This window comes from Actinospineispora eucalypti (genome assembly GCF_039543365.1).
GTDB classification, from domain to species: Bacteria; Actinomycetota; Actinomycetes; order Mycobacteriales; family Pseudonocardiaceae; genus Pseudonocardia; species Pseudonocardia eucalypti.
This window is the reverse complement of sequence record NZ_BAABJP010000036.1, coordinates 71565-91587: the sequence shown is the minus strand read 5'-3', so window position 1 is coordinate 91587 and position 20023 is coordinate 71565. Positions and strand designations below refer to the sequence as shown.

General features: G+C 72.6%; 18 protein-coding genes. 11 read left to right on the top strand and 7 right to left on the bottom strand.

What is annotated here, in order from left to right; genetic code table 11:
- Positions 1-8 precede the first annotated feature (8 nt).
- Entirely contained in the window at positions 9-3161 is a 3153-nt protein-coding gene (locus tag ABEB12_RS28705) for a transglycosylase domain-containing protein (protein ID WP_345703223.1), read from the bottom strand.
- Between the two features lie 327 nt (positions 3162-3488).
- Here ABEB12_RS28705 and ABEB12_RS28700 point away from each other — a divergent pair, with 327 nt between their 5' ends.
- The 8 genes from ABEB12_RS28700 (at position 3489) to pdxS (ending at position 12642) form a co-directional block, all read left to right on the top strand.
- On the top strand, positions 3489-4691 hold the full coding sequence (locus ABEB12_RS28700) for an alpha/beta hydrolase fold domain-containing protein (protein WP_221497664.1): 1203 nt from the start codon (positions 3489-3491) through the stop codon (positions 4689-4691).
- A gap of 65 nt (positions 4692-4756) precedes the next feature.
- The gene (gene thrS, locus ABEB12_RS28695; protein WP_185060518.1) at positions 4757-6820 is read left to right on the top strand and encodes a threonine--tRNA ligase; all 2064 of its coding nucleotides are present in this window, start codon (positions 4757-4759) and stop codon (positions 6818-6820) included.
- Positions 6817-7395 carry an HIT family protein gene (locus ABEB12_RS28690; RefSeq protein ID WP_425572284.1) on the top strand — a complete coding sequence of 193 codons (579 nt, stop codon included), beginning with the start codon at positions 6817-6819 and terminating at the stop codon, positions 7393-7395. Before thrS ends, ABEB12_RS28690 begins: the two co-directional genes overlap by 4 nt.
- Positions 7396-7861: 466 nt before the next feature.
- Positions 7862-8536, top strand: coding sequence for a phosphatidylinositol phosphate synthase (gene pgsA, locus ABEB12_RS28685; protein WP_425572283.1), 675 nt, complete (start codon positions 7862-7864; stop codon positions 8534-8536).
- Positions 8529-9512 carry a phosphatidylinositol mannoside acyltransferase gene (locus ABEB12_RS28680; RefSeq protein WP_345703221.1) on the top strand — a complete coding sequence of 328 codons (984 nt, stop codon included), beginning with the start codon at positions 8529-8531 and terminating at the stop codon, positions 9510-9512. Before pgsA ends, ABEB12_RS28680 begins: the two co-directional genes overlap by 8 nt.
- A 5-nt stretch (positions 9513-9517) precedes the next feature.
- Entirely contained in the window at positions 9518-10672 is a 1155-nt protein-coding gene (locus ABEB12_RS28675) for a glycosyltransferase (RefSeq protein WP_185061328.1), read from the top strand.
- Positions 10672-11658, top strand: a complete 987-nt coding sequence (locus ABEB12_RS28670; RefSeq protein ID WP_185060519.1) for an NUDIX domain-containing protein — start codon at positions 10672-10674, stop codon at positions 11656-11658. Before ABEB12_RS28675 ends, ABEB12_RS28670 begins: the two co-directional genes overlap by 1 nt.
- A 75-nt stretch (positions 11659-11733) precedes the next feature.
- On the top strand, positions 11734-12642 hold the full coding sequence (pdxS, locus tag ABEB12_RS28665; RefSeq protein ID WP_185060520.1) for a pyridoxal 5'-phosphate synthase lyase subunit PdxS: 909 nt from the start codon (positions 11734-11736) through the stop codon (positions 12640-12642).
- A 568-nt stretch (positions 12643-13210) separates the two neighbouring features.
- Here pdxS and ABEB12_RS28660 read toward each other — a convergent pair.
- Together ABEB12_RS28660 and ABEB12_RS28655 are read right to left on the bottom strand one after the other, a co-directional pair.
- Positions 13211-14323, bottom strand: a complete 1113-nt coding sequence (locus ABEB12_RS28660; protein ID WP_185060521.1) for a hypothetical protein — start codon at positions 14321-14323, stop codon at positions 13211-13213.
- A 5-nt stretch (positions 14324-14328) separates the two neighbouring features.
- Positions 14329-14784 carry a hypothetical protein gene (locus ABEB12_RS28655; protein WP_185060522.1) on the bottom strand — a complete coding sequence of 152 codons (456 nt, stop codon included), beginning with the start codon at positions 14782-14784 and terminating at the stop codon, positions 14329-14331.
- On the opposite strand from ABEB12_RS28655, the gene ABEB12_RS28650 reads away from it, so the two are divergent.
- Complete coding sequence (locus ABEB12_RS28650; RefSeq protein ID WP_185060523.1) at positions 14741-15619, top strand: right-handed parallel beta-helix repeat-containing protein; 879 nt, start codon at positions 14741-14743, stop codon at positions 15617-15619. The two genes, ABEB12_RS28655 and ABEB12_RS28650, sit on opposite strands and share 44 nt — an antisense overlap.
- Before the next feature lie 478 nt (positions 15620-16097).
- Here ABEB12_RS28650 and ABEB12_RS28645 read toward each other — a convergent pair whose 3' ends face one another.
- A complete protein-coding gene (locus ABEB12_RS28645; protein ID WP_345703220.1) occupies positions 16098-16634 on the bottom strand; it encodes an XRE family transcriptional regulator in 537 nt (178 codons plus the stop codon).
- A gap of 96 nt (positions 16635-16730) precedes the next feature.
- Between ABEB12_RS28645 and ABEB12_RS28640 the strand changes: the two genes are divergently transcribed.
- Positions 16731-17390, top strand: coding sequence for an AzlC family ABC transporter permease (locus ABEB12_RS28640; RefSeq protein ID WP_345703219.1), 660 nt, complete (start codon positions 16731-16733; stop codon positions 17388-17390).
- Positions 17387-17695 carry an AzlD domain-containing protein gene (locus tag ABEB12_RS28635; protein ID WP_185060526.1) on the top strand — a complete coding sequence of 103 codons (309 nt, stop codon included), beginning with the start codon at positions 17387-17389 and terminating at the stop codon, positions 17693-17695. The genes ABEB12_RS28640 and ABEB12_RS28635 overlap by 4 nt, the downstream gene beginning before the upstream one ends.
- Here the strand turns inward: ABEB12_RS28635 and ABEB12_RS28630 are convergent.
- The 3 genes from ABEB12_RS28630 to ABEB12_RS28620 all read right to left on the bottom strand — a co-directional run bounded on the left by ABEB12_RS28630 (position 17692) and on the right by ABEB12_RS28620 (position 20012).
- Entirely contained in the window at positions 17692-18528 is an 837-nt protein-coding gene (locus ABEB12_RS28630) for a hypothetical protein (RefSeq protein ID WP_185060527.1), read from the bottom strand. The genes ABEB12_RS28635 and ABEB12_RS28630 overlap by 4 nt on opposite strands.
- A 249-nt stretch (positions 18529-18777) precedes the next feature.
- On the bottom strand, positions 18778-19677 hold the full coding sequence (locus tag ABEB12_RS28625) for a M48 family metalloprotease (protein WP_185060528.1): 900 nt from the start codon (positions 19675-19677) through the stop codon (positions 18778-18780).
- Positions 19674-20012 (bottom strand): BlaI/MecI/CopY family transcriptional regulator, encoded by a 339-nt coding sequence (locus tag ABEB12_RS28620; protein ID WP_185060529.1) that lies wholly within the window; start codon positions 20010-20012, stop codon positions 19674-19676. The genes ABEB12_RS28625 and ABEB12_RS28620 overlap by 4 nt, the downstream gene beginning before the upstream one ends.
- Between the last annotated feature and the right edge of the window lie 11 nt (positions 20013-20023).

The window sequence follows — 20023 nt, the reverse complement described above, 5'->3', positions numbered from 1 at the left end:
TTACCGCGTCAGCGGGACTCGCCGGTGCCTTCCTCTTCCGGCTGGGCCCGGTCGCGGGAGCGGCGTTCGTTGTCGCAGTCGTCGCCCTCGCAGTCCCGGGGCGCCTCCTCGCGCTCCGGCGGGGCGGCGTCGGGCGAGGTGCCCTCCTCGAACGGCACCGGCGCGGAGGAGGGCAGGGTGGACAGGGTCGGCGGGGCGGCCTGCGGGCTCTGCGCCGCGTAGCCGTCGTACGGGCCGGTCACCGCCGGCGGCGTGCCGATCGCCTTGAACTGGCCGAACGACTCCGCCGAGGTGGACTTCACCGCGTCCGTCATGAACGACTTCCAGATGCTTCCGGGCATCGTCGCCCCGGTGATCGGATTGCCCTTGGCGGTCTTGATCGGGGTGTTCTGGTCGGTGCCGATCCACACCACGGTGGCTACGCCGGGGGTGAACCCGCCGATCCAGGCGTCGTTGTTCTGGCCCTCGACGCGGGACTGCACGGTGCCCGTCTTGGCCGCGACCGCACGGCCGCCGCCCAGACCGAGCTTGTCGTAGGTGGGCACGCCCAGCATGGCTTCCACCACGTTGCGCGCCACCTTGCCGTCGAACCGCTGCTGGTCCTGGTGCACGGCCTCGTAGATGACCCGGTCGTCCGACGTGGTCACCTTGCTCACCAGGTGCGGCGGCCGGTACACGCCCTGGGCGGCCAGCGTGGCGTACGCCGAGGCCAGCTCGACCGTGGTGACCTCCTTGTTGCCCAGCGCGATGCCGGCGTCGGCGTTGTTCAGCGGGCTGGTGATGCCGGCGGCGCGGGCGGCGTCGGCGACCCGCTGCGGCCCCACCCTGCCGGCCAACTCGTGGAAGATCACGTTGTTGGAGATGGTCATCGCCTGCTTGAGGTCACACAGCGTGCAGGAGGCGCCGTCCGAGTTGCGCAGCCAGGGTAGTGCCTCGCCCTTGAACTGGGTGCCGAGGCCGATCGGTTCCGGCTGTTGCAGCGCGGCCAGCAGCACGAACGGCTTGAATGTGGAGCCGGGCTGCTTGGAGACCCGTGCGTAGTCCAGCCCCACGCCGTTGTCGCCGCCGTAGTAGGCCAGGACCCCGCCGGTCTTCGGGTCGATGGACACCAACGCGGTGCGCAGGTTTTCCGGCTGCCCGGACAGCCCCTCCTTGACCGCGTCCACGGCGTGCTGCTGGGCCTCCGGGTCGATCGTGGTGGTGATGTGCAGGCCGTCCTGGCTGAACTGCTGCTCGCTGATGCCCCGCCGCTCCAGCTCGTCCTTGATGGCGCTCAGGATCACCCCCCGGGAGTCGCCCGGGATGCCGCCGGAGACCTTGCGCTGAGCCTGGGTCATGGGGAAACGGGCCTGGGCCCGCTGCTCGGCGGTCAGCCACCCCTGGGCGACCATGCCGTTGAGCACGAAGTTCCACCGCTCCTGGGCGCGCTGCGGGTTGATCGCCGGATCCCAGCGGGACGGTGACTGGATGACGCTGGCCAGCACGGCCGCCTGGGCCACGTTGAGCTCCCAGACGTTCTTGCCGAAGTAGGCCTGGCTGGCCGACTGGATGCCGTAGGCGCCCCGGCCGTAGTAGATCGCGTTCAGGTAGCTGGCGAGGATCTCCTCCTTGCTGCTCTGCTGGGAGATCTTCACCGCGATGATCATTTCTTTGTACTTGCGCCAGAGCGAGTGCTCGTCGCCGACCAGCGTCTTCTTCACGAACTGCTGGGTGATCGTGGAACCGCCGCCCGCGCCACCGGTGAGCTGCTTCCAGGCCGCCCTGGCCAGGCCGATCGGGTCGAACCCCGGGTTGGAGAAGAAGCTGCGGTCCTCGGCGGAGAGCACCGCGTAGCGCACGTGCGGCGGTATCTGGTCGATGGTGACCTTGATCCGGTTCCCCTCGGCGGGGACGATCCGGGCCATGTCGGTGCCGTCCGAGTAGCTGATCGTGGCGATCTGCTTGTTGACCGCGTCGTCCGGGGTCGGGATGGAGAAGAACAGGTAGCCGAAGAAGAACATCAGGATCGGCAGCACCACGAAGATCCCGAGCGCCCCGCCGCCGAACAGCCGGATCCGGTGCCAGCGCAGCTGGGTCGGTGAGTAGCCGGCCAGCTTGGCGCGGCGGCGGTGGCGATAACCCTCGAAACGCTCCTGGAAGACCTCCGGCAGGCTGGCCAGGCTGGCCGGGTCGAACCGGGGCCGGTCACGGCGGTCCCGGCGGCGCTTGGCGGCGCTGTCGGTCTCCTCGTCGCGGCCGGCCATCCGGGCGCGGCCCTCGGCGATGAGCCGCGCGGCGGTGGCGTTGGCCGGCGTGTCCAGCGGGTTCTCCGGGACCGGCCGCTCACCGGCGGCCTGTGCCGGGACCCGGACCGTGCCGCTCGCCTCCGGGGTGCGGGCGGGCTGCCCCGGGCCGCGCGGCGGCTCCGGACGGACGCCGGTGGTTCTCTCGGGCGCCCTGGTGGGCGGGCGGACGCCGGAGGTGCCTTCGGGCGCGTGGGCCGGTTGACGGACGCCGGTGGTCCCCTCGGGTGCGCGCCCCGGCGGTCGGACGCCGGAGGTGCCTTCGGGCGCGTGGGCGGGCTGATGTGTGGCGTTGGTCACCTCGGGGCCGCGGCCGGGCTGACGGGTGCCGCTGGTCGCTTCGGGTGACCGGACGGGCTGGCCGGCCGCGGTGGCCTCGGGCATCCGGCCCGGTTGCCTGGTCCCGTTGGGCGGAGGGCCGGCCGGACGCGCGCCGCCGGGCGGTGGAGCGCCGACCTGCCCGGGCTGTCCGGCGCCGCCGGGCGGCGGGGCTCCGATCGGGCGCCGGGCGCCGGTGGCCTCGGGCGGGCGGATCGAGCGGGCGGCGCCGGTCTTCTGGATGGGCAGCGGCCCGCTCGGGGGCGGCGCATCGGGGCGGCCGTTCGGCGGGGCGGGCCGGCGGCCGAAGCCGGGCGGCGGCGGAGTGCCGCCGACCGGGCGGGCGGGCGGGTTGTGCCCGGTCCGGTGGGTCGGCGGGTCCACCGCGGGCAGCCGGGGATGGGTGTTCACGGTGTCCATCGGCTGGGACGAGGACAGCGGGGAGATCCGGCGGCCGGACTTCGGCGTGCGCTCCCCATCGGACGGCGTGTCCGGATTGTCCGGGGCATGCCGCCGGTCGGGCCGTTCCGGGCCGGGTGGCCCGGTGCGCGGTCCAGTCAACCGAGGGCCTCCCACCCGTTGTTCGTCGACAGGGTCAGCGACCAGCCGCTGGGTTCCGGCCGTGGCATGAATTCCGCCAAATCAACGGCGCGCATCGTGCTGTTGATGCGGTCGACCCAAAATCTCACTCGTTCGGCGGCGCAAACCCGTCACTTCCGTACGTTTCCAAGCCTGACCGTGAGATGCCGGGGAGCCTCCATCGCGTTAGCCTTGCCACGATCATCGTGACAGGTCAGATCGGGGTTAACCGTGTCGGTATCCACTTCTCGGTCGGGTAAACCCCGCTCGGTCCCCTTGATGGTAGGGGCCGTCGGAGCGCTGGCTGTCGTGGGTGCCTACCGGCCGTGGCTCACCCGCTGGCCCTGGTCCCTGGTCAACGCCCTGAGCAGTGCGTTCGCCTCCGAGTTCCCGGGGGTGCTGCTGGGTGTGCACGCGGCCGCGACGGTCGGCGCGCTGCGTTCCCGGGGTCTTTCGCGGGTGGCCGGGGTGGCGCTGAACGGGGCCGCGCTGGCCGGGTTGGCCGGCCTGGCCGGTGACGCCGGCCGTTCGGCGCGGGCGCTGCACGACGCGCTCGGCGAGCTCGGCGTGCCCACCGACGGGGTGCCGGCCCGCCGCCCGCGCGGCGTGCTGCCCGGCCCGCTGGCCCGGAGCCGCTACCTGCGGCACGCCGACGTGGCGTTCCACGCCGAGCTGGGCGGCTTCGGCACGCTGGACGTCTGGCACCGGCCCGGGCTCCCGGTGGACGGGAAGGCCCCGGTGCTGGTGCAGGTGCACGGCGGTGCCTGGGAGCGGATGGACAAGCGGGGCCAGGCGGAGCCGCTGATGGGTTACCTGGCCGAGCGGGGCTGGGTCTGCGTCACGGTGAACTACCGGCTCGCGCCGGAGGCCCGGTGGCCGGCGATGATCGTGGACGTCAAGCGCGCCATCGCCTGGACCAGGGAGAACATCGCCCAGTACGGCGGTGACCCGGACTTCATCGCGATCACCGGCGGATCGGCGGGCGGCCACCTGGCCGCGCTGGCCGCGCTGAGCGCCAACGACCCGGACTACCAGCCGGGCTTCACCGACCGGGACACCCGGGTGGCCGCGTCGGTGCCGCTCTACGGCGTGCACGACTTCACCGTCGACGCCAGGGAGGGCCTGACCGACCTGCTGGAGAACACGGTGATCGGCACCCGGTTCGCCGACGACGAGCGCACCTGGCTGCGGGCCTCCCCGATCACCCGGGTGGACGCGGACACCCCGCCGTTCCTGGTGGTGCACGGCACCACGGACGCGGTGGTGCCGGTCCGCCAGTCGCGCAAGCTGGTGGCCGCGCTGCGCGCCGACTCGCCGTCACCGGTCGGCTACGCGGAGCTGCCGCACGCGCAGCACGGGTTCGACTTCGTGGCCACCGCGCGCACCGCGTACCTGGCGGACGCCGTGCACCGGTTCCTCAGCCACGTGCACCGGGGCTACCTGGCCGGTACCAGCGCCCGGGCGGCCGGGAAGAGCGGCCGAAACCGGGCGGAGGCCGGCGCCGCCGGGTAGATAGCATCGGGAAAGATGTTCGGCCGAGCATCATTTTCCGTTCTTGTCTCACCTAGGAGCCCGTCGTGTCCGGTCCCGTAGCTCGTCCCGTGTCTGCCCCCGTCCGGGTGCCGGCCGGCACGACCGCCGCGGCCGCGGTACGGGAGGCGGGCCTGCCCACTGCCGGGCCGTCCGCCGTGGTGGTCGTCCGCGACCCGGACGGTGCGCTGCGGGACCTGGCCTGGGCGCCGGAGGCCGACGTCGAGGTGGAACCGGTCGGCGCCGACACCGAGGACGGCCGCGCGGTCATCCGGCACTCGGCCGCGCACGTGCTGGCGCAGGCCGTGCAGCAGCTGAACCCCCAGGCCAAGCTGGGTATCGGCCCGCCGATCACCGACGGCTTCTACTACGACTTCGACGTCGCGGAGCCGTTCACCCCGGACGACCTGAGCAAGCTCGAGTCGGCCATGAAGAAGATCATCAAGGCCGGCCAGCGGTTCTCCCGGCGGCGGTTCGACTCGCTGGACGAGGCGCGCAAGGAGCTGGCCGACGAGCCGTACAAGCTCGAGCTGATCGAGCTCAAGGGCGCCGGTACCGAGGCGGACGACGAGGTCATGGAGGTGGACGCCTCCGGCGAGCTGACCAGCTACGACAACGTGCACGCGCACACCGGCGAGGTGGTCTGGTCCGACCTCTGCCGGGGTCCGCACCTGCCGACCACCAAGTTCATCCCCGCGTTCAAGCTGATGCGCAGCGCCGCCGCGTACTGGCGGGGTAGCGAGAAGAACCCGCAGCTGCAGCGCATCTACGGCACCGCGTGGGAGAGTCAGGAGGCGCTGCAGGCGCACCTGGACCGGCTGGCCGAGGCGGAGCGCCGCGACCACCGGCGGCTGGGGTCCGAGCTGGACCTGTTCTCCTTCCCGGACGAGATCGGCTCCGGGCTGCCGGTGTTCCACCCGAAGGGCGGAATCATCCGCCGCGAGCTGGAGGACTACTCCCGCAAGCGGCACGAGGAAGCCGGCTACGAGTTCGTGAACACCCCGCACATCACCAAGGCGCAGCTGTTCGAGGTCTCCGGGCACCTGGGGTGGTACCAGGAGGGCATGTACCCGGGCATGCACCTGGACGAGGAGCGCGCGGCGGACGGCACCCTGCGCAAGGCCGGGCAGGACTACTACCTGAAGCCGATGAACTGCCCGATGCACAACCTGATCTTCCGGTCCCGGGGGCGGTCCTACCGGGAGCTGCCGCTGCGGCTGTTCGAGTTCGGCACGGTCTACCGGTACGAGAAGTCCGGCGTGGTCCACGGGCTGACCCGGGCGCGCGGCTTCACCCAGGACGACGCGCACATCTACTGCACCGAAGAGCAGATGCAGGACGAGATCCGCTCGCTGCTCCAGTTCGTGCTGGACCTGCTGCGCGACTACGGCCTGGACGAGTTCTACCTGGAGCTGTCCACCCGCAACCCGGACAAGTCGATCGGCGCCGACGCCGAGTGGGAGCGGGCCACCGAGGAACTGCGCAAGGCCGCCGAGGCCACCGGCCTGGAGCTGGTGCTGGACCCGGGCGGCGCGGCCTTCTACGCGCCGAAGATCAGCGTGCAGGCCAAGGACGCCATCGGCCGCACCTGGCAGCTGTCCACCATCCAGGTGGACCTGATGCTGCCGGACCGGTTCGAGCTGGAGTACACCGCGCCGGACGGCTCCCGCAAGCGGCCGGTGATGATCCACCGCGCGCTGTTCGGCTCCATGGAGCGGTTCTTCGGGATCCTCACCGAGCACTACGCCGGGGCGTTCCCGGTGTGGCTGGCGCCGGTGCAGGTGGTGGGCATCCCGGTGAGCGCCGACCAGGTCGACTACGTCGAGCGGATCGCCAAGCAGCTGCGCTCGCACGGCGTGCGCGTCGAGGTGGACGCCGGGGACGACCGGATGCAGAAGAAGATCCGCACGCACACCCTGCAGAAGGTGCCGTTCATGCTGCTGGTCGGCGGCCGGGACGCTGAGGCGGACGCGGTGAGCTTCCGGTTCCGGGACGGCTCGCAGCTCAACGGGGTGCCGTGGCCGGCCGCCGTGGAGGCCGTCGTGTCCTGGATCGGCCGCCGGGAGAACGCGTCGCCTTCCGAGGCAACCTTCACCGTAGGCGGATCGTGACCGAGTCGGCGGAACCCGCCCGCGACGCCCCCGGCACCGGTCCGGCCGAGCTGATCGGCCAGGACGGCGCCGCGGTGGCCGATGGGTTCCGCCGGCTGTGGACCCCGCACCGGCTGGCCTACATCAAGGAGGCGGCGGCGAGCAGCGCCGAGGAGGGCTGCCCGTTCTGCCGCATCCCGGAGCTCGCCGACTCCGACGGTCTCGTGGTCGCCCGGGGCGACGCGGTGTACGCGGTGCTGAACCTGCACCCGTACAACCCGGGCCACCTCATGGTGGTGCCCTACCGGCACGTGGCCGAGCTGGAGGAGCTGACCCGCGAGGAGTCCGACGAGCTGATGGACTTCACCCAGCGGGCGGTGCGGGCGATGAAACAGGTGGCCGCGCCGCACGCGTTCAACGTGGGGCTGAACCTGGGCACGGTGGCCGGCGGGTCGCTGGCCGACCACTTGCACCAGCACGTGGTGCCCCGGTGGGGCGGGGACGCCAACTTCATCGCGGTGATCGGCCAGACCAAGGTCATCCCCCAACTCCTCGCCGAAACCCGCGACCTCCTAGCCACCGCCTGGCCAGCCTGACCCCCGATCCCCCTCCAGCCTGATTCAGTGACTTCAGCACACTGATTCAGTCACCTGAGCACACTGATTCAGTCACCTGAGCACGGTGATTCAGTCACTTCGGCACGGTGGTTCAGTCACTTCAGCAGGCCTGGATTTGGCGGCGTGGCGATGGTCATCTTCCGGCTCGGAGATCCATGATCGAAAGGCGACTGAGCCGTCACTCGACGTGCGCGACTTCCCGGAACCCCAGCAGTGGCCGAAGTGACTGAACCACCATGCTGAAGTAACTGAACCACCGTGCTGAAGTCACTGAATCAGTGTGCCCAGGTGACTGAATCAGTGTGCTGAAGTGACTGAATCAGGGGGGAGCTGGTATGTGGGTTGGCCGTCGGGGTGGTCCGCGATGATCCAGCGGCGGGCTCGGCATAGGCTGGGTTCACCAACCAGTCCACCAGTCACAGAGGTCGCACGCCGGTAGGGGTAAATGCTGGACAACATCGTCGCCCGCGCCTCGGTCGGCCGGGTGACCGATCCGCTGGGCCGCGCACTGGTCCGGTGGGGGATCCCGCCGGACCTGGTCACCGTGGTCGGCACCGTCGGCACAGTGGCCGCCGCGGCGTGGTTCATGCCCAAGGGGCAGCTGTTCGCGGGCGCCTGCGTGATGACCGCTTTCGTGCTGTTCGACCTGGTGGACGGGGCGATGGCCCGGGCGGCGGGGAACCCCACCCCGTTCGGCGCCGTGCTGGACTCCACCTGCGACCGGATCGCCGACGGCGCACTGTTCGCCGGGCTGGTGTGGTGGTGCCTGCAGATCGGCGACCAGCCGCACACGGCGGTGGCGGCGATGATCTCGCTGGTCGCCGGGCAGGTCGTGTCCTACCTGAAGGCGCGCGCGGAGGCCAGCGGGCTGTCCGCCCAGGGCGGGCTGGTCGAGCGGGCCGAGCGGCTGATCCTGGCCCTGCTGGGGACCGCGCTGGAAGGGCTGGGGGTGCCCGGGGCGCTGGGTGTCGCGCTGTGGCTGCTCGCGGTGGGTTCCGTGATCACCCTCGGGCAGCGGCTGGTCGCGGTGCACCGCTCGGCGGCCGGCGCTGAGCGGTCGGCAGAGGCCGAGGCGGCACAGTCGGCACCGCCGGACGAGGGGCTGGCCGCCGGTGAATGAGACCGGACCGGCGATCGGGCGCGGATTGGCCGCCATGAACGAACAGCTGGCCGACGCCGGCTACGCGCTGGGCTGGCGCGCGGTGCGGGCCATGCCGGCCGGCCTGGCGCACCGGTTGTTCCGGGCCGGCGCGGACCTGGCCGTGAGCCGAGGTGGCGACGGTCCCCGCCAGCTGCGCGCGAACCTGGCCCGGGTGCTGCGGCACGCGGGTGCCGAGCCGACCGAGGCCGAGCTGGACCGGCTCACCGCCGAGGGCCTGCGCTCCTACGCCCGATACTGGTGCGAGGCGTTCCGGCTGCCCGCGCTGGACCCGGTGGCGCTGCACGACCGGGTGGACCCGGCCGCGGCCGGCGTGGAGCACCTGCACCGCGCGCTGGACCGGGGGCAGGGCGTGGTGGCCGCGCTGACCCACAGCGGCAACTGGGACGTGGCCGGGGTGTGGCTGGTGCAGGCGCTGCGCCGGCTGGGCCGGCCGGCGAAGCTGGTCACCGTGGCCGAGCGGCTGCGGCCGGCCTCGCTGTTCGACCGGTTCGTGGCCTACCGGGAGTCGCTGGGCTTCGAGGTGCTGCCGGCCGACGGCGGTGCACGGATGGTGGCCACCCTGGCCGCCCGGCTGCGGGAGAACCAGGTGGTCTGCCTGGTCGCGGACCGGGAGATGGGCAACGGCGGCGTGGAGGTCGACTTCTGCGGCGAGCCGGCCCGGTTCCCCGGCGGTCCGGCGCAGCTGGCCAAGCGGACCGGTGCGGCGCTGCTGCCGTTCGCCGGCTGGTTCACCGAGGACGGCTGGGGCCTGCGCTTCCACCCGCCGATCGAGGTGCCGGACGGCCCGACCGGTCCGGTCGTGCGGGTCGCCACCCAGGCGCTGGCCGAGGTGTTCGCCGCCGACCTGGCCGCGCACCCGGCGGACTGGCACATGCTGCAACCCATCTGGTCCGCCGACCGGGACCGTCGGGCCGCCCCGGCGGTGGCCGGGTGAACGCCTTGCGGGTGGGGATCGTGTGCCCGTACTCGTTCGACGTGCCGGGTGGTGTGCAGAACCACGTGCTGGACCTGGCCCGGGCGTTGCGCGCGCTCGGCCACGAGGTGGGAGTGCTGGCGCCGGCGGAGGCGGGTGGCGAGCTGCCGGAGTTCGTCACCCCGGCCGGCCGGGCGATGGGCGTCCGCTACAACGGCTCGGTGGCCCGGCTGACCTTCGGCCCGGTGGCCTACGCCAGGGTGCGCCGCTGGCTGGCCGACCACGACTTCGACGTGCTGCACCTGCACGAACCGATCGCGCCCAGCCTGTCCATGATCGCGTTGGGGGTGGCGGACGGGCCGATCGTGGCCACCTTCCACACCGCGACCGTGCGGTCGCGGGCGCTGGCCACTTTCCAGGGGGTGCTCCGGCCTCTGCTGGAGAAGATCACCGCCCGGATCGCGGTGTCCCCGCTGGCCCGCCGGGTGCAGGTGGAGCACCTCGGCGGGGACGCGGTGGAGATCCCCAACGGGGTGGACGTGGCGTTCTTCGAGCGCGCCCGGCCGCTGCCGGGGTACCCGGTGCCGGGCGCCCGCACGGTGGGTTTTCTCGGCCGCTACGACGAGCCGCGCAAGGGCATGGATGTGCTGCTGGAGGCTCTGCGCACCTATCCGGAGCCCCGGCTGCTGGTGGTCGGCCGGGGTGACGAGGCCGGGCTGCTGCGCCGCGCCGGCCCCGAGCTGGCCGCCCGGATCGACCTGCTCGGCCCGGTGGACGACGGGACCAAAGCGGCGGCGCTGCGGTCCATGGACGTGTACTGCGCGCCGAACACCGGCGGGGAGAGCTTCGGCATGGTGGTCACCGAGGCTATGGCCGCCGGCGCTCCGGTGCTGGCCAGCGACCTGGACGCGTTCCGCCGGGTGACCGACGACGGCCGGGCCGGGTTGCTGGTACCCACCGGTGACCCGGCCGCGCTGGGTGAACAACTGCGGGCGTTGCTGGGCGACGACCGGCGCCGGGCCGAGCTGGCCGCCGCCGGCCGGGCGCGGGCCGCCGGCTACGACTGGCCGGTGGTGGCCGAATCGGTGCTGCGGGTCTATCACGCGGCGATCGCCGCCGACCCGCGCCGGCTGGTGGCCCGGCACCCCGAGGGATCGTTCCGGGTCGGCGAGGCGCTGTGATGGACCCGCTGGGCGTGCTGCTCTGCGGCGCGTTCACCGTGCTGGTGTTGTTGCTGGTGGGCAGCTGCCTGCTGCGGGCGAACCGGTTGGACCGGCTGCACGTGCGCACCGACGCGGCCCGGGCGGCCCTGTTCGCCGCGCTGGAGCGGCGGGCGGTGGTGGCCAGGGCGGCGGCGGTGCTGTTGGACGACCAGACGCTGCTGGCCACGGCGGCGCGCACCGAGACGGTCCCGGCGACCGAGCGCGAGGCGGCCGAGAACGACCTCGGCAAGCTGCTCGGCGACCTGCCCGCGCGGTCGCTGCCCGAGCCGCTGCGGGCCGAGCTGACCGACGCCGAGCAGCGGGTGATGCTGGCCCGGCGGGTGCACAACGACGCGGTCCGGGACACCCTGGCGCTGCGGTCGCGGCGGCTGGTGCGCTGGTTGCGGCTGGCCGGCACGGCGCCGGTGCCCGGCTACTTCGAGATCGCCGAGGTGGACGCCCCGGCGGACGGCCCGGCCGAGCCGCCGCCCCGGTCGCGGCGGGCCGGCCGGGTGGTGCTGCTGGACTCGGCGCGGCGGGTGCTGCTCTTCGAGGGGGTGGACCCGGCGCGGCCGGGGGAGCCGTTCTGGTTCACCCCGGGCGGCGGCGCGCTGCCGGGCGAGGACGGCCGGGCGGCGGCCGGCCGGGAGCTGGCCGAGGAGACCGGGCTGCGGGTGCCGCTGGACCGTCTGGTCGGGCCGGTGTGGCGGCGGCACGCCGTGTTCAGCTTCGACGGCGGGAACCTGGCCGCCGACGAGGAGTTCTTCCTGCTCGCCGCCGACCTGGACCGGGTGGACACCTCGGGGTTCACCGACCTGGAGCGGGGCACCGTGCTCGGTCACCGCTGGTGGACCGCCGAGGAACTGCGGGGCACCGGTGCGGTGGTCTATCCGAGGGAGCTCGGGGACCTGTTGGGCTCGCTGGACCCGGCCGCCTGGGACGGAGTGACGCGAATCGTTTGCTAGGGGCGGGGTATCGGGACTTACACTTTAGGTGCAGCCGAACCCGGTGTGTCTAGCCCGATTAGAGAGGACCATAACGTGTCCGCCGAAAACAGCCCTGAGACCCCCCAGTTCGGCACCGCCCGCGTGAAGCGCGGCATGGCGGAGATGCTCAAGGGCGGCGTGATCATGGACGTGGTCACCCCGGAGCAGGCCAAGATCGCCGAGGACGCCGGTGCGGTGGCCGTGATGGCGCTGGAGCGGGTGCCGGCGGACATCCGGGCGCAGGGCGGGGTTGCCCGGATGAGCGACCCGGACATGATTCAGGGCATCGTCGAGGCGGTCTCCATCCCGGTGATGGCCAAGGCGCGGATCGGCCACTTCGTCGAGGCGCAGGTCCTGCAGTCGCTGGGCGTGGACTACGTCGACGAGTCCGAGGTGCTCACCCCGGCCGACGAGGCCAACCACATCGACAAGTGGGCGTTCACCGTGCCGTTCGTGTGCGGCGCGACCAACCTGGGCGAGGCGCTGCGGCGGATCTCCGAGGGTGCGGCGATGATCCGGTCCAAGGGTGAGGCGGGCACCGGCAACGTGGTCGAGGCGACCCGGCACATGCGGTCCATCCGCGCCGAGATCCGCCGGCTGGGCGGCCTGGACAACACCGAGCTGTACGCGGCGGCCAAGGAGCTGCGCGCGCCGGTGGAGCTGGTCGCCGAGGTCGCGGCGGCCGGCAAGCTGCCGGTCGTGCTGTTCACCGCCGGCGGCATCGCCACCCCGGCCGACGCGGCGATGATGATGCAGCTGGGCGCCGAGGGCGTCTTCGTGGGTTCCGGGATCTTCAAGTCCGGCGATCCGGCCCGGCGGGCCGAGGCGATCGTCAAGGCCACCACCTTCCACGACGACCCGGACGTAATCGCCAAGGTGTCCCGGGGCCTCGGCGAAGCGATGGTCGGCATCAACCTCACCGAGCTCCCCGACGAACAGCGGTACGCCCAGCGCGGCTGGTAGTCGGTTCGTCGCTGTTCGTCTCCCCCACACGATGGGGCGGACCGCTCGTCCGTGCCCGCGTGTCGTCGGCTGTCCCGCGTTCCGCCCGCCGTACTCTGCGTGATCGTTAGTAAGGGTCACCGTCGCGCATCGAGGTGATTTCGGCTGATGAGATTACCGAGAGTAGGTCTCTCGATGATCTTTGTGGCTGAAGTGGCCGATGGTGTTCGTGACGCCTGGATGGTCGTTGCTCCATGGAGCGACCGCCGTCCGTGACGGTCGGGAACGCTAGGGGTCCGGTCGTGTGCGGCCTGTGCCGCGCCTGCCCGGGTCCGGTCGGGGGAGACATCGAATGCGAGGACAAAACGCGCGATCGCCAGGTTGGCGGATGTACCCGGCGCTGGGGGCGCTGGGGCTGCTGGTGACGAGTGTGGTCGGCACCCAGCTCGCCGGCCCGAGCACCGTGGATATCACGCTGGCCAGCCAGGGTGCGGAGAAGCCACTGGCCAGCCCGCCGTCACTGCTGCCGCCGACGCCTCTCGGGTCGGCGCAGGCAGCTTCGACGTCGTCCGCGCCCACCGCGGACGGCTTACCCGGATCGGTGCCGCAGTCCACGCCGTCGGCGCTGCCGCCGTTGCCGGCCGCTCCGTCCCTGCCTTCGGTGCCGTCGACCCGGTCGGCGCTGCCCGAGTCGTTGCCGTCGGCCTCGCCGACCGTGCCCGGGCAGACCAGCCAGGTGGTCGTGCAGCCGGGCCAGCCCGGCCAGCCGGGGCGCAATGGCGGCGAGCCGGGCCAGCCCGGTCAACCGGGCCGGGTCAACGAGTCGGACCAGACCAACCCCTACGGCCAGACCAATCCCTACGGCCAGCCGACTCAGCCCGGTCAGCTGGCACCCCAGACCCAGCCGGGCCAGCAGACGCTGCCGGGTCAGACGGTGCCGCGGACTCAGGCGGGTCAGCAGTCGCTGCCGGGTCAGACGATGCCGCAGGCCCAGCCGGGCCAGCAGACGGTTCCGGGCCGGACGGTGCCGCAGGCTCAGACGCGTCAGCAGGTGGTGCCGGGTCAACAGACGGCGCCGCAGGCTCCGGCGGGTCAGCAGGCCGTGCCGGGTCAGCAGGCCGTGCCGGGTCAGGTGCCGCAGGCTCAGACGCGTCAGCAAACGTTGCCGGGCCAGCAGGTCGTGCCAGGTCAGCAGGCGGTCCCGCAGACCCAGCCAGGTCAGCGGACCGTGCCGGGCCAGGTGCCGCAGGCCCAGCCCCGTCAGCAGACAGTCCCCGGCCAGACGGTTCCGCAAACCCAAGCAGGCCAGCAGACGCCGCCGGGCCAGACGGTCCCGCAGACTCAGGCGGGCCAGCCGACGCTGCCGGGTCAGCAGACGGCGCCGGGCCAGCAGACGGTGCCTGGTCAGGTGCCGCAGGCTCAGCCAGGTCAGCAGGCTCAGCCGGGTCAGCAGGCTCAGCCGGGTCAGCAGGTGGTGCCGCAGACTCAGGCGGGCCAGGTGTCGCAAGCTCAGCCGCGTCAGCAGGTCGTGCCGGGGCAGGCGGTGCCGCAAAGCCCGTACGGCCAGCAGGTGCAGCCGGGCCAGGTGCAGCCGGGTCAACCCGGTCAGTCGCCGCCGAGCCAGCCTCGGCAGCAGAGCTCGCCCGGCCAGTCGGTGCCGCAGGGGCAGCCGGTTGCGCCCCAGGTCGTGCCGAGGGCGCACACCGGTCAGCTGACGCAGCCCCGGCCGAACGCCATGCCCGCCACCCCGACCAATTCTCCGTCGCCCGGGGCGCCCTCGGCCGACAGCACCGGGCCGTCCGGATCGGTGCCGAACGCCGGGCCGGCGATGCCGTCGGCCGCGCCGAGCAGCGGGGATGTCGGATCGGCCGCGCAGGTTCCGGCGCGCGGCATTCCCGGGGTGCCGACGGTCGGGCGTCCCGGGGAGCGTGAGCCGGCGCCCGCGCCGAGGGCCGAACCGGCACCACCGGCCGCGAACCAGCCGGCGCCACCGGCCGCCGCGAACCAGCCGGCCGTCCCGAACGCACCGGCCGCGCAAAACGCGCCGGCGGTACCGAACGCCCCGGTCGCCGCGCCCGCACGGGTGCCGGCCGCCGGGTGCCCGGGGGCGACCCGGCAGGTGCACAGCTCACCGGAGCTGACCCAGGCCCTGGCCGCCGCCAAGCCGGGTGACGTGATCCAGCTCGCCGACGGCCAGTACCGGGGCAACTTCACCGCCAAGGCGCAGGGCAACCCGGGCCAGCCGATCACCCTGTGCGGCAGCCGCAACGCGGTGCTCGGCCTGGCCGGCGGCTACCCGCTGCACCTGGACGGCGCGTCGAACTGGCAGCTGCGGGGCTTCACCATCCGGGGTGGCCAGAAGGGCCTGATGGTGGACCGGGGCCGGGCCAACGTGATCGAGGGCCTGCTCATCGAGCAGACCGGCCAGGAGGGCCTGCACCTGCGCTCGGCCAGCACCGACAACGTGGTGCGCGGCAACGAGGTCCGCCGCACCGGGCTGGAGACGGCCGATCTCGGCGAGGGCATCTACGTGGGCAGCGCGCAGAAGAACTGGGCCGAGTTCGGCGGTGGTGGCCCGGACCGCAGCGACCGCAACCTGATCGAGCGCAACACGGTCAGCTCCACCACGGCCGAGTCGGTGGACATCAAGGAGGGCACCACGGGTGGGACGCTGCGCGGCAACTCGTTCGACGGCGGTTCGCTGATGGGCGGGTTCGCCGACTCCTGGGTGGACGTCAAGGGCAACAACTGGACGATCGCCGACAACTCCGGGACCAACTCGCGGTGGGACGGGTACCAGGTGCACGAGGTGGTGCCCGGCTGGGGCGCCGGCAACCGCTTCCAGAACAACGCGGCCAGCCTGGCCGGCGCCGGCCTGGGGATCAACATCGCCAACAACCCGACCCGGAACCTGGTGACCTGTGAGAACAAGCTCATCGGCGGCCGCGCGCTGAGCAACATCGCCTGCGGCACTCCGGCTCAGCCCCCGCCGGCCTGAGCGGCTGCCGAACGAGGAAATCGCCGTACACGCAGGCGAGCGACCTTCGGCCGGGCGGGGTATCGGTTTCAAGATTGCTTGGACGGCGCGGCTGGGTGGCCTCCCGCGGCTCGGTGCGGCGCCTCGCGTTGCGCCGCCCCAGGTTTCATGCCCTGGTTACGGACCGTGGTCGGGCTGCGGGCGGCCGGCTTCATCGAGTGCACGCTGAGTCCGGTCCGCAGCATGATCAAACCGGACTCAGCGTGCACTCGGCGAGTAAGGGCGGCGCGGACTCGTTCGGAAACCGTCTCTGTCGTCACGGTGCGTAGCGAAAGGTCGCCGGCGCCCGGATCCAGTGCAGGGCCGCACCCGAGCGGCGGCAGACCGCCCAGCCGCGTTGATCGAAGCCTCGCCACCTGCCCCGACAGGCACGATAAGTGAATGTGAATTAGCCGCCGTTGCGTAAATGCGCGCAGAGCTGGGGCCCGCCGGCCTGACGTCAGCCGTACTCCATGACCAGTACGCCCGAGCTGCCCGGAAGCAGCGCGGTGTAGCTGTGCTCGAGGTCGCCGGGGAAGCACGCGTAGTCCCCGGCGGCCAGCTCCACCTGCTCGCGCACCGGCCCGGCGAGCATGCGACCGTTGGTCACAATCAAGTGTTCGACGGTGCCCGGGATGTGCGGTTCGGCGATGCGTGCGGGGCCGGGCTCCACCGTGATGAGGTGCAGGTCGCGCCGCGCACCGGGTGGGCACACGGACAGCATGGTGCTGGTGAAGCTGGCATGGTCGGAGCCGAACGTCGGGCCGGAACCGGAGCGGATGACCCGCACCGGCCGGGGCTGCGGGTCGACCACCCGGCTGAACGGCACGCCCAGCGCGACCGCCAGTGACCACAGCGTCTCCACGCTGGGATTGCCGTTGCCGGCCTCCAGCTGAGACAGCGTGGACTTGGCGATGCCGGCCTGCTTGGCCAATTCGGACAGCGAGAGTCCGGCCCGTTCGCGCTCCCGGCGGAGCGCCCGGGAGATCTGCTGCACGGGATCTGTTCGATTCACTGGACCTTCTGTTCGGCTTGACGAACGGGCGCGTGGGTGTTCAGTATAGAAGTCATGCGTTCGGTGTGGCGAACAGAGGTGGCTGAGGATGTCCGCGAGGCGGCGGCCATCGGGGTGGCGATGGCGGTGGTGGGCGCCTCGTTCGGGGCGGTGGCGGAGGCCAAGGGCGTCTCGCTTCTGCTGATCATGGCGATGTCGTTGCTGGTGTTCGCCGGGAGCGCGCAGTTTCTCGCGGTCGGCGTGATGGCGGCGGGCGGCGCGCCGATCGCGGCGGTGCTCGGCGGGCTGCTGGTGAACGCCCGCCACCTGCCCTACGGGCTGGCCGTCGGCGACGCGGTCGGGAGGTCCTGGCCCCGGCGGCTGCTCGGCACCCACCTGATGGTGGACCAGGCCGTGGCCACGGCGACCTCGCGCACCGACCCGAAGCGGGCCCGGCGGGCGTACTGGCTGGTCGGCGGCACCCTGTTCGTCCTGTGGAACGTGGGCACGCTGCTCGGCGCGGTGGCCGGCGGCGCGGTCCCGGATCCGGACCGGCTGGGCGTGGACGCGGCCTTCCCGGCCGCCCTGCTGGCCATGATCCTGCCCGCGCTGCGCGCCGCCGGCGACGCCCGCCGGGTGGCGCTGCTCGGTTCGGTGCTCGCGCTGCTGGCCACGCCGTGGTTGCCGCCCGGGCTGCCGGTGCTGATCGCGCTGTTCGGGCTGGCCGTGGCCGGGCGCCCGGCGAGGGCCGGGGCGTGACCGGCTGGGTGGTCGGCGCGCTGGCCGGCGGGACCTACCTGATCAGGCTCTCCGGGTTGGTGCTGCGCGAGCGGTTGCGGGTGCTCGACCGGTTCTCCCGGCTGTTCGACCTCTCCGCGTTGGTGCTGATCGCCGCGCTGACCGCGAGCATCACGGTGTTCGAGGGTGAGGTGTTCGCCGGCTGGGCCCGCCCGGCCGGCGTGCTGCTGGCCGCCATCGCCGCCTGGTGCAAGGCCCCGCTGGTGGTGGTGATCGTCATCGCCGCCGGCGTCACCGCCGGCCTGCGCGCCCTGGGCGTGCCCTAAAGCGTGTCCTGAGGCGTGTCCTGAGGGGTGTCCGAATGCAGGTCGGCGCGGGGGGTTCCGGGATGGTTGCGGTTGTATGCCCGGACCAGTTCCGTATAGGCGACGTAGGAGTCGTCCGAAGGTCGGTGCGCCGCCAGCCAGGACAATCGGTGGGACACCTCGAGATAGATGTGGTCGATGATTTCCGCCGTCCCGCGACCGGCCTGGAAATGGGCGCGCCGGCAATGTCCCAGCATCCTGGACTCGTGTATGTCACCGCCGTCCGTGCGGGGTCGTGCGGCGTAGCGCGGGCCGTTCCCCTGGAAATAGGACTCCACCCTGACCAGGCTCGGTAGGAAGCGCTCGTGAATGATTTCCCGGGTGCTCCTCGCCGGGTCCGCCCCGTCTCGGTAGGGCGCGAAGCCGTCGTTCAGCCGGCGCATCTCGTCGGGGGTGTAGCTGGACATCTCGGGTGTTCCGCCCACCGAGACCATGCGGGCGGTGAGCTGATCGGCCGCCGGCAGCCGCGTGGCGTCTCCGGTGTACACGGAAAGCAATATGTCCCAGGTGTTCAGCCACCAGAACTCGAACTGGGACCTGACCTGTTCGACGTTGGGGATCGGTATGTGTCCGCGCGGGAGGCGGCGCGTCCGGATGCGTTCGGTGAGTTCGGCGCGGATGGCCGGATCGATCGATACGCCACGTTCCCGGAGTTGCCGGGCATAACACTCGATGAAATGCACCTGGAGGGCCTGGTCGCCCTGCGCCTGTCGAAAGGACTCGTACAGCAGCGCCTGAATTTGACGGCGGAAATCCGACTTTTCCGGGCGTGCGACAGCATCGATGGTGAGCACGGGGTCTCCGGTCCAACTGCACCGTCGGGGGAGCGAGGGTCGCCGAGCAGGCGCCCGAGCCACCTGCGCCCCCTCGGTTCAGGTGGTTCGTGCGGATGCAACTTCTTTGCCCAGGCTACGACGTCACAGGCCGGTGGTCCACACCTTGTTGAGCATCAGCTCAACTATTTGCGAAATGTCCACCCTCGGTCCGGCTGCCGCTTCCTGACCGGGCATGATCACCGGCCGTGACGCGACGTGGCATTTGGTTCACCCCGCCAGCAACATCGCCGTCGGTACCGCGATCAGGGCCAGTGCGGCCAGCCGGGGCAGGGCCCGGGCCGCCATCGAGGGCGGCGTCGGATGCGCGGCCAGCCGGCGCAGGCGGGCGGCGGTCGCGGCGGAGAACGAGGTGAGCGTGGCACTCCGGTCGGCGCTGCCGCCGAGCCGGCACAGCGCGCCGGCCAGCGGTGCCCGGCCCAGGGTGGCCCGGGCGACGTCGTCCGCGCGCATCTCCACCAGCGCGGCCACCGCCGCCTGTGCGCGGGCCATGCCCGGCACCCAGGGTGCCGTGGCGCCCCACGCGACGAACGGCAGCACCACCAGGTCGTGCCGTTCCCGCAGGTGCGCGCGCTCGTGGGTGAGCACGGCGTCCAGTTCGGCCGGGGTCAGGGCGGCCAGTGCGCCCTCGCTGACCACCAGCCGGGACCGGGGGCCGGGCAGGCAGTAGGCCACCGGCAGGGGATGGGCGAGCACGCGGGCGCCGGCCATGGACGGCCACGGCGTGGTCAGCACGTCCAGCAGGTCGCGGTGGCGGCGGCGGGCGCGGGTGGTGCGCCAGAAGGCCAGGGTGAGCACGCCGAGCAGGCGCGCGGCCAGCGCGGCGGTCAGGATTAGGGCGAACCAGTGCGCCAGGCCCAGGTCGGCCGGCCAGCGGGGGTCGTCCAGCATGCGGAACGCGGCGGCGGGCAGTGACCCGCCGAGCGGGGCGAGCCCGAACGTCAGGCCCGCGCCGAGCAGCGCCAGGCCGCCGGCCAGGCCGACCGCCTGCCAGAGCAGCAGCGCCCCGATCGGGTCCCGCGCCGGCCAGCGGGCGGCGGCCAGTGCCCGGCTCACCGGCTCGGCGAGCAGCACGCCGAGTACGAGCAGGGTGGCGGCGAGAGCGGTCACCGCAGCAGGTCGCGCAGCGCGGCCTGCTCGTCCGGCGGCATGGCGCCGAGGAACCTGGCCAGCACCGCGCCCCGGTCGGGCGCGCCGTCCAGTGCGTCGCGCATCAGCGCCGCGATGTGGTCCTCCCGGGTGCCGGCGGCGTGGTAGCGGTGCGCCCGGCCGTCCCGTTCGCGGGCCACCAGGCCCTTGCGTTCCAGCCGGCCGAGCACGGTGAGCACGGTGGTCGTGGCCAGGTCGCGCTCGGCCAGCGCGTCCTGCACGTCGCGCGCGGTGCGCGCCGCCGGCGCGGCCCAGAGCACCTCCATGACCGCGCGTTCCAGCTCGCCCAGCGCCACTGTTCCCTCTC

Excerpts from the sequence above, each read along its gene's own strand:
- pgsA (WP_425572283.1), top strand. The coding sequence starts at position 7,862 with ATGCTGGACAACATCGTCGCCCGCGCCTCGGTCGGCCGGGTGACCGAT.
- ABEB12_RS28670 (WP_185060519.1), top strand. The coding sequence starts at position 10,672 with ATGGACCCGCTGGGCGTGCTGCTCTGCGGCGCGTTCACCGTGCTGGTG.